The organism is Solidesulfovibrio carbinolicus (assembly GCF_004135975.1).
GTDB lineage: Bacteria > Desulfobacterota > Desulfovibrionia > Desulfovibrionales > Desulfovibrionaceae > Solidesulfovibrio > Solidesulfovibrio carbinolicus.
In genome coordinates this window covers 1-2,903 of the sequence record NZ_CP026543.1, presented here as the reverse complement: position 1 = coordinate 2,903, position 2,903 = coordinate 1, and the positions used below count along the sequence as shown (strand labels likewise).

Here is a 2,903-nt window from a genome sequence, read left to right as displayed (position 1 = left end):
ACGAGGGGAAGGCTATCGCCTTCGGAACAGCCAAAGACAGCCACGGCCTTCGGCCTATCTGGGGCGAAGCCCCAGCCCCCATAAGAATTTGAATTCACAGCCGCTTGACGGCGCGATTTTTAAGAATTATACAAAATTATCCATTCAGACGGAGGTGTTGTTTTTGCAATATTGCTGAACATTTTGCCCTCAGGACTGCATTCGCAGTATCTAAGATTAATTACCTATATTCTATTGTGAGGATTATTATGGTCATGGAGGTTTGCATTAAGCGGTGGGGGAATAGTATTGGTCTGCGAATCCCTAAGGGTGTTGCCGACGCAATAGGTCTTAAAGCTGACGATGTTGTCAGTCTTGACGCATCGCAGAACGGGTTCACCGTCAAGAAAGCGCGACGAAAGTATATTCTTGCGGAGCTTCTTAGCCAAGTTACGCCAGAAAATAGGCACGACGCGATTGATTGGGGAGGACCGAAAGGGAAGGAACTTTTATGACCCGGAAAGTCCCAGGTTGCGGCGATTTTGTGCATCTCGATTTCAACCCCCAGGCAGGCCATGAACAGGCGGGGGAACGCTTTGGGCTCGTTTTGTCGCCAAGCGAGTTTTGCAAAGTGACAGGGTTCGTGTTTGTCGCCCCGATCACTGGCCAAGTGAAAGGGTACCCTTTCGAGGTTTCAATTCCGGTTGGTGCGCGTTGTTACGGCGTGGTCCTGGTGGACCAAACCAAGAGCCTCGATTGGGTGGCCCGCAAAGTCCAGGTCGTTGGCAAAGCCCCGGATGAGCTCGTTGAAGAAGCACTCGCTAAGTTTTCAGCAATCTTCGGCTCTTAAGAAATTTCCGGCCTCTTTCTTTGGCTTTCCCCCCGTCCCCTCTCGCACCCCGGAGGGGCGGGAGGGAGAAGCCTTCTTGCCTGGAGCGCCCGGCCGCCTCCGCTTGCAAGCGGAGGCGGCCGGGATTTGGGTGGGCAGGGATTCCCTCAGGCACCGAGATCCGCGTCTGTGATATCTCGGTGCAGGCCCGGGCCAAAAATATGCCTCTCAGAAGCTCCAGGAAGCCCAAGGAGGCGCGAGAGGGGGGAGAGTCGGGGAATCTTTGCGATACCCCGGAAAAAGGCCTCAGAAGGACCCGAAGGCCTTTTCCTTGGCGCCCATGATATTCGCGTTGAGCCGCAGGCGAATAAGCTCAGCCCCGCAGGGCAGGACGTAAGGTACTTGTACCGTACCTGTCCTGCCTTCACGCACGCTGTCATTGTTTCGGCCTTTTTTGTCACAGATGTTATTCGCTAATATTGGCTATCATCAGATTGTTTTCGCTTGTTTACGATTAGACAAGATCCTACTAGTTGACATTGGCTGCTAATAGATCGTAAAGAATGCAAAAAAACGCAAGGAGAGAAGCATGCCTAAAGCACGCCGAATTGACCGATGCATGGGACGTGTTGAGTTTAGGGCGTGTGAAGATGAAATACTAGATATGCACAAAAAAGGGTACGCAAACAAACATATATACGACAAATTGGTGAAAGATGGAAAAATAAGTTTGGCTTACTCCACGTTTAATGGACATCTTCGCAAACTATTACAGCCAAAAGATGGCAATTTTCGCAATCTATTGCAATCTAGAAAAACAAATCAGCCTCAAAATAAATCTGTTGATTCAGTCGGTAAAAAAGAGTCATTTTCAATGCCTTCTGGTGATGAAGCTATCACGGGCACTGAATAGATATTCGCCTGCGGCTCAACGCTGAAAATTCAAACTCCAGGAAGAAATTCCTTTTGCCCCTCGTTTCGGAGAATTTTGAAGGTCAGCCCCCCCAGGCTTTTAACTGTCCCGGCCTCATGGTCCCGCTTGATCCTGGCCAGGAACTTTTCCGCCTGGGCTTCTCGTCCCTCCCATAAGCGGGCCAGTTGGTCGGCTTGCTTCGGGCTGACTTTAAATTCTTCCCTCAATCGGAGGGCAAAATCCGGGTTTTTGGGAGGTTGCGGCGGGAATGCCCGCTCTACTTTGTCTCGGACTTTTTTCTGGTGTGTTTTAGTGTCTTGGTTTTCTGTGATGTAAAAAATGAACCCAGTGACTCGTCTCCCTCGTTTCACTTGGTCGTATTGTACTTTAATGTCCGAGTACTTGTTGATTTCATAAACAGACGGTTCTATAACTCGTTTTTTTAAGTCACCGATTGCGCTATATTTTTCGGTAACACCGACTTTCCATTTGAATTCTTCAAGATCAAATTCGCGTTTTTTAATGTCCTTATTTTGAACTAATAGCTCATAGACTCTCCACGTATATGCGCTTGTGAATTGATAAACATCTTTTATCTTGTATTTTGTGAATTTTTCTCTTAAGGCTAAAATATGGGGCAAAAGATCTTCGTCTATACGAATGGATGCACGCCCTTCCCGTCATGGTACTTTTGTTTTGTGATTATGCAAACTTTTACGCGAGTTCCATCATCTTGTTTGAACTGTATAATTTTTTTTTGGAGTTGAGTTGCCAGGAACTCCACTTCTCTATAGGCATTTTTTAGGTCTATATCAAAGGATTCAGCGAAATTAAGAACGTCAATTGTCATATCATACGGTAGCCCTGGAGTAATTTTTATATCCCTTGGAAAGCACGAGACTACATAGGCTAAGAACCTCGTACCCTGAAGACTGAGGTCTTGCATCGCGTTGACCAGGGCATTGGACTTGACGACCAGCTGGTTTCGGCCCGGATTTTCCATGGGCACGATTGTAGGACAAGGCATTTTTCTTGTCCAGGAATACCGTAAATCTGTCCAGGTTTGACCGTAAATCTGTCCAGGTTTGACCGTAAATCTGTCCAGGAATGGCCTTGTAACTGATTGAATTTAAAAACGATTAAAGAGCGTAAAAGCAATAAAAGCAGCTAAAAGAAAGACTG

At 47.2% G+C, this 2,903-nt stretch carries 4 protein-coding genes and 1 pseudogene; 3 read left to right on the top strand and 2 right to left on the bottom strand.

From position 1 onward, the window contains the following. The first annotated feature begins 248 nt into the window (after nt 1-248). The 3 genes from C3Y92_RS21015 to C3Y92_RS21245 all read left to right on the top strand — a co-directional run bounded on the left by C3Y92_RS21015 (nt 249) and on the right by C3Y92_RS21245 (nt 1,721). Nucleotides 249-494: an AbrB/MazE/SpoVT family DNA-binding domain-containing protein gene (locus C3Y92_RS21015; protein ID WP_328591086.1), complete on the top strand. Its 246-nt coding sequence runs from the start codon at nt 249-251 to the stop codon at nt 492-494. Beyond that, the gene (locus C3Y92_RS21010) at nt 491-829 is read left to right on the top strand and encodes a type II toxin-antitoxin system PemK/MazF family toxin (protein WP_129356230.1); all 339 of its coding nucleotides are present in this window, start codon (nt 491-493) and stop codon (nt 827-829) included. The genes C3Y92_RS21015 and C3Y92_RS21010 overlap by 4 nt, the downstream gene beginning before the upstream one ends. A 568-nt stretch (nt 830-1,397) precedes the next feature. Then, nucleotides 1,398-1,721 carry a TraK family protein gene (locus C3Y92_RS21245; RefSeq protein WP_165352200.1) on the top strand — a complete coding sequence of 108 codons (324 nt, stop codon included), beginning with the start codon at nt 1,398-1,400 and terminating at the stop codon, nt 1,719-1,721. Between the two features lie 29 nt (nt 1,722-1,750). On the opposite strand, the gene C3Y92_RS21000 is transcribed toward C3Y92_RS21245, so the two are convergent. Both C3Y92_RS21000 and C3Y92_RS21780 read right to left on the bottom strand, forming a co-directional pair. After that, on the bottom strand, nt 1,751-2,245 hold the full coding sequence (locus tag C3Y92_RS21000) for a replication initiation protein (RefSeq protein WP_328591087.1): 495 nt from the start codon (nt 2,243-2,245) through the stop codon (nt 1,751-1,753). A 75-nt stretch (nt 2,246-2,320) separates the two neighbouring features. Continuing rightward, nucleotides 2,321-2,667 (bottom strand): annotated as a pseudogene (locus C3Y92_RS21780) (replication initiation protein); the annotation flags it as partial. Nucleotides 2,668-2,903: the final 236 nt, after the last annotated feature.